A 6,629-nucleotide genomic window follows, 5' to 3' on the forward strand; every position below is an offset into this window, starting at 1 on the left:
TCAGGCCACTTCGTTCATGAGTTGAAGTGCATCCAGCTTCGCCACGAGTGCCGCGGCGAGCTGGCTCTCCGTCTGACCAGCGTAGGGATCGGGCACGTCTGGCACAGGGACCGGAGCAACATCCGAGAGTATGTCCCTGAGACCGACGTCGCCCTCCCTACCCAAATAGGAGACGAGGGCGGTAATCGTCGGACAGTCAAAGGTGATCGTCGCAGGCAAGGTGCATCCGAGCGCGATGCCGAGCCGGTTGCGCAGTTCGACCGCCATCAGCGAGTCGAGGCCGAGGTCACGCAACGGCTGATCGACGTCGACATTCCTGGGCGAAGCGCCCAGCACCCTGGCGGCAAGCGCGCGCACGTCGTCGCGCAGCAGGGCGCCGCGCCGGCTCGCCGGCGCGGCGCGGATCCGGGCGCGCCAATTGCGCTCCTCCGGCTGGGTGCGCGTGCGGCGGGCCACAGGACGCTCCGCATCGGACCCGGTCTCTGCCGCGATGGCCCAGAACAGCGGGGAATCCGCTAGTCCTCGCTGGGCCGTGGCGAGCGCCGACCAGTCGGCGTCGATCACCGCGAGTTGCGCCGGCTGAAATAGCGGCTGCCCTTCACCACGCCAGAGACAGGCCGACAGCGCTGCCAGGCCGTCCTGAGGCAAGATCGCCCGCAAAAGGCCTCCGACCGCGCTCAGGGAGCGGTCGGCGGCGGCGCCGATATCGGCCCACGGTCCCCAGTTGATTGCCAGCCCGGGTTGACCTTGCGCTTGGCGCAACCAGGCAAGGGCGTCTTCGAAGGCATTGGCGGCGGCATGATTGGCCTGCCCGGCCGACCCGGCGAGCGACGCACCGGAGGAGAACATGACGAACATGTCGAGGTCGCCGCACAGCGCATGCAGGTTCCACGCGCCCTGCACCTTCGGCGCGAGCACGGGCGCAAAGCGATCCCAGTCCAGCGACATGAGCGCTCCGTCGTCGAGCACGCCGGCGCAGTGGAACACGCCCTTCAGCGGCCGGCCGGCGGCGCGCACGGCCGACAGGGCCGCCTTGACGTCATCGCGCAAGGCGACGTCGCCCCGGAGCGTCAGGACATTCGCTCCACCTCGCTCCATGCGGGCGATGGCCGCCGCCGCCTTCTCCCCAGGCGCGCCGCGCCCCATCAGGGCAATAGACCGGGCGCCCTGGTCGAAGAGCCATTCGGCCACCAGCAAGCCCAGCCCCCGCAGACCGCCCGTGATCAGATAGGCGCCGTCAGGATCGATCGCCGCCGCCGGGGCAAGGCTGCGGGCGGGCTGGGACAGACGGGTCGTGAGGCGACGCGCGAAGCGCCTGCCGCCCCGCTGCGCGATCTCGTGCTCGCGCGAGCCTCCGCACAGCTCGCGTGCGAGCGCATCGGCTGCGGTCGCCGTATCCTCGGCCGGATCGAGGTCGAAGCGCACGACGTTGAGCTCGGGGTGCTCCAGGGCCGCGACGTGGCTGAGCCCCCACAGCGTCGCCTGGGCGGGTTCGGCCGCTTCGCCAGCCCGGATCGCCTGCGCTCCGCGCGTGACGGCATAGAACCGCGCCGGCCCCGCGTGCGCCACGAGGGCCTGGAAGAGCGCCAGCGTCGGTTTGATCAACCGTTCCTGGTCGGCGCCGAGATCGTCCTGCGCCGCTTCCGCCGCATGGTCGAGCGCGATGAGCGAGACCACTCCGACCGGCTCGCGCGTGCGTGAGGTGAGGGCCGCCGCGATCGCATCGCCCTCGTCGACGAAGACGGTCGAACAGCCGCGCCGCTGGAGCGCGTCGGCGAGGGCGGCGGCGAGGCCGCCTCGGTCGGGCTGCAGCAACCAGGTGCGGGGTGAAGCAGGCGCAGCTTCGGCCACGAAGACCGCCTGCTGGTCGAGCACGGCATGCGTGCCCTCCGGCGGAATCGCAGCAACCTCCGCAAAGCCTGCGCCGGACAGCAGCGTCCGCCACGCCGCGCGCGGCATCAGGGCGTACTGACGCAGATCCGTGTCGGTATAGGCCCACCAGCCTTCCAGCAGGCCGACGGTCAGGTCGCCGAACCGCTGCGGCCCTGCGCCTTCGAGCAGAATGAGGCGCCCCTCCGGCCCCAGCAGCGCTCGCAGGCGCGCCGCCGTCGCCGCCAGATCCCGCGTGGCGTGGACGACATTGGCGCCGATGACGATGTCGAAGCTGCCTGCTTCGAAGCCTTGCCCGGCGAGGTCCTGCTCCAGGTCGAGCAACTCGTAGCGGACCGTGCCACAGGCCGCGAACTTGGCTCTGGCGTGGTTCAGGAACAGGGGCGAGACGTCCGTGAACGTGTATTCGAACGGCGCGCTGCCCAGCCGCCGCAGAACGCTTTCCGTGGTGCTGCCGGTGCCGGCGCCGACCTCCAGAATGCGCAGCGGCCGGCCGCCCGACGCGGCGGCGAGGGTGCCGACCGCGTCGGCCACCAGCTTGTTGTAGATCTGCGCGGGCGGCGAGGATTGGTAGAGCCGTTCGGCATCCGCCAAGGACCCACCCGGGAAGAGCAGTGCCAGCGGATCGGTCTCGCCCCGCATCACCGCGGCCAGGGAGCGCGCGCACCGGCGCGTCAGCGAAAGTTCCGCGCCACAATCGGGATGGGCTGCGAGCACCTCGTCCGCAAACGCTTCCGGATCCGTCTCGGGCACCTCGATGACGCGCCAGACGCCCTCGCTGTGAACGAGGACGCGGTCTTCGCGCAGAATGTCCAGCATGCGCGCGAACAGGCGGCGATGGCGCAGCGGGATATCGAGCCGATCGGCGAGATCGCGCGCCGTGGCGGTCGCCCCGGCGGACATGGTCCAGCCGAGGAGGCGCAGGCCGCGGATGACATAGAGCGCGCAGAGATGATCGAGCTTCGGTATGAATTCCGCGTAGGCGGCCAGCGCAGGCGCCTCGGCCGCCTCGCGGAGCTGCGGCGCCAGCGCCGCCGCGACCTCTTCGGCGCCGGACATCGTCGCCGGGACCCAGGCGATTTCGTGCAGCAGCCGCCTGATCGGCGCTGCCAGCGTCCGGTCGCCGAACGAACTCTTGCGCGCGCGTTTGAGCGTCACGCCACTGAGCTCTGCCAGTGGGGCCCCGGCGTCGTCGACTATGCGCACGTCTGCCACGAAGGCTTCGCCGTGCGCTGCCTTCACCGGATCGCGCAGCGTCACGTGGGACCAGAATGGCCCGTCGCAGCCCGCGCCGCGCCCGCGGACCTCCTCGACGGCCATCAGCAGGTAGGGCTCGGCGAGCCCGTCTGCGGCGCCGGGCAGCGCCGCGCCGATCGCGTGCAGACAGGCATCGAGCGCAGCCGGGTGTATCGTGGTCGCCGCGGCGAGGCCAGCCGTTGCCGCGACGCGCGCCAGTGCCGTGCCGGCGCCGTGGTGAAGGATGTCGACTCCGCGGAACGCGGGTCCGAATTCCAGCCCCAGCTGCGCCAGGCGGCCGTAATACAGCTCCGGCGAGATCATCTCGGGGAGCGATGCCCGCAAGCCGCCCACGTCGACGATGTCGGCGTCCGGTCCCGTGTCACGCTCCACGCGGCAGGTCGCGATCGGCAGCCACGTATCGTCGGCGCCGAGGGCGGCAATCCGGACTTCGCCGCTCGTCGGCACGATGGCCGTCTGGACGACTGAAAGCTCCGCGTCATCGAGCATGAGCGGAGCCGAGAGCTCGAAGTTGCGCAGGCGCAGGGCGCCGTGGCCCAGGACCTGGCGGCCGGCCGCCAGTGCCATCTCCATCAGCACGGGCGACGGCGTCGGCAGCGTGCCATGGATGCGATGATCGGCCAGATAGCTCTGCCGCGCCGGGCCGAGCCGCGCTTCGAAGAGGCGCTCCGCGCCGAGGCTCTGGCGCACCTCCCGGCCGAGGAGGGGATGGAGCTCGGCCCGCTGCGGCTCCGCCGCCGCGTCTGCGTTGCTCAGCCAGAAGCGCTCACGCTGGAAGGGATAGTTCGGCAGGCGCGTTCGTGCGGCGGACGCGCTCGGTCCGCGCCAGTCGATGTCTGCCCCGGCGGTGTAGAGCGCGGCCAGGGCGTTCATCATGGCCGCGTCGTCGTTTGCGCCGCGCTTGAGGGACGCGAGCCAGAGCGCCTCGTGATCGGGAACGCACGCCTGGGCCATCGGGATCAGCGTCGGATGCGGCCCGATCTCGATGAACACGTTGCAGCCGGACTGGGCCAGCGCCGCGATGCCGTCGGCGAAGCGCACGGGCGCGCGCGCATGCCGGCACCAATAGTCCGGATCCGCGGCGGTCGTGTCTGCCCAACTCCCGGTCACGTTGGACGCCAGCTTGATCTGCGCCGGCCCCCACGCGACGGCACCGGCCTCGGCCGCGAAGTCCTGCAGGATCGGGTCCATCAAAGGCGAATGGAAGGCGTGCGAGACTTTAAGGGGGGTCACCGTGACGCCCTGGGCACGCAGGTCGGCGGCGACGGAGCTCACGGCGCCGGCGTCCCCCGAGATCACGGTGCCGACCGGCCCGTTCAGCGCGGCGACCGAAATCGCATGGGCGTGCGGCCTGATGGCAGCCAGCACGCGCTCCTCGCTCGCCATCACGGCGGCCATGGCGCCGTTGCGCGGCAGCGATCCCATCAGCCGCCCCCTGGCGACCGTCAGCTTGAGCGCGTCGTGGAGGCTGAGCATGCCGGCGACGCAGGCTGCCGAGATCTCGCCGAGGCTGTGGCCGGCCACCGCATCGGGGCGCACACCGAACGACGCCCAGAGTTGGGCCAACGCATATTCGACGGCAAATAGTGCCGGCTGGGTGAACGTGGTGTCGTTGAGCCGGTCGCCCGACGCGCCGCTCTCCGCGAAGAGGATCTCGAAGAGATCGTGCGGCCAAAGTGCGTTCAGCTGGGCGCGGCAGTCGTCCATGGCAGCGCGAAAGACCGGCTGCGCATCGAGCAGGCCCCGCGCCATGCCGAGATATTGGCAGCCTTGGCCGGTGAACAGAAAAGCGATTTTCGGCGGTCGTGCATTCGCAGCTCCGCGGTAAGCGGAGGCCGCGTCCTGGCCCAGGGACAATGCGGCCAGTTGCTCCGACGCCTCGTGCGGGCTCGCCGCCACCACGGCGGCACGGTGGGGAAGGTGCATTCGCCCCGCGGTGGCAGTGGCGGCCACGGCATCCAGGTCGGCACCGGGTACGGCCAGCACCGATGCGTAGCTCCCGGCAAGGCTCGCGAGCGCGGCCTCGGTGCGGGCCGACACGGTGACGATCTGGATCGCTCGCGGCTCGGCGCGCGGGGCCGGCGCCGGGTCCGGCGCCTGTTCGAGGATCAGATGCGCGTTGGTGCCGCTGAAGCCGAAGGAACTGACACCGCCGATCCGCGGCTGGTCCGCACGCATCGGCCACGGCATTTCCGTGCGCGGCACACGCACGCCGATCGTCTCCCATGGGACGTGCGGATTGGGCGTCTCGAAGTGGATCTGGGGCGGGATGACGCCGTGCCGGAGCATGAGGGCGAGCTTGATCAGGCCGGCCGCCCCGGCGGCGGATTCGAGGTGGCCGATGTTGGCCTTGACCGAACCGGTGAAGACAGGGGCGCCGCGGCGAGAGCGGCCGAACGCGGCGTCCAATGCGAGGGCCTCGATCGGATCGCCGAGCTTGGTCCCGGTGCCGTGGGCCTCCACGTAGCCGACCGCGTCGGCTTCGATGCGTGCGTTGTCCAGCGCGGCCTTCAGGAGCTCCTCTTGAGCTACGCCGTTCGGCGCTGTGAGACCGTTGCTGCGGCCGTCCTGGTTGGCCGCGGTGCCACGGATCACGGCGACGATCGGATCGCCCGCCGCCCGTGCGTCCGACAGCCGCTTGAGCACGAGCACGCCGCAGCCCTCGCCGCGCACGAAACCGTCCGCCCGCGCGTCGAACGCCTTGCAGCGGCCGTCGGGGGCCATCATGCGCGCCTTCGACAGCGCCACCGTGGTTTCGGGCGTCAGAATGAGATTGACGCCGCCCGCCAGGGCCACGTTGCATTCGCGGTTGCGCAGGCTCCGGACGGCTACGTGCGCCGCCATCAGAGACGAGGAGCACGCGGTGTCGATGGAGAGGGCCGGGCCCCGCGTACCGAGGACATAGGCCAGGCGGCCGGAAGCGATGCTGTGGGCGACGCCGGAGGCGGCATACGCATCGAAGGCGCTGGAATCGCCGCGCCGCAAGAGCTGGAAATAATCGAACCCCGACACGCCGACAAAGATGCCGGCGTTGGCGCCGTAGAGATCGCTGGCCGGGATGCAGGCGTTCTCCAGCGCCTCCCAGGCGACCTCGAGCAGCAGGCGCTGCTGGGGGTCCATGTTCTGCGCTTCGCGCCGCGAGATGCCGAACATCTCCGGGTCGAAGGCGTCGACGCGCGCCAGGAAGCCTCCATGGCGGGATGTCAGCTTGCCCGGCGCGTCCGGATCCGGGTCGAACAGGGCCTTTGTGTCCCAGCGATCGGGCGGGGTCTCCACGACGCAATCGGCGCCGGCGCGGATCTTCTCCCAGTAGAGCTCCGGCGTATCGGCACCGCCGGGGAAGCGGCATCCCATGCCGACGATGGCGACCGGCTCATGAGGTGCCTGCTCCAGGGCATCGACGCGCTGCTTCAGCTCGTTCGCCACCAGGGCGAGGCGCTTGGGTGAATAGTCGGCGATGCGTTGCAGGAAATCCGACATTC

General features: G+C 70.7%; 1 protein-coding gene. It reads right to left on the reverse strand.

From position 1 onward, the window contains the following. On the reverse strand, window positions 1-6,627 hold the full coding sequence (locus IEW34_RS20085; protein WP_188611001.1) for a type I polyketide synthase: 6,627 nt from the start codon (window positions 6,625-6,627) through the stop codon (window positions 1-3). Between the last annotated feature and the right edge of the window lie 2 nt (window positions 6,628-6,629).

This window comes from Chelatococcus reniformis (assembly GCF_014640075.1).
Classification (GTDB): Bacteria; Pseudomonadota; Alphaproteobacteria; order Rhizobiales; family Beijerinckiaceae; genus Camelimonas; species Camelimonas reniformis.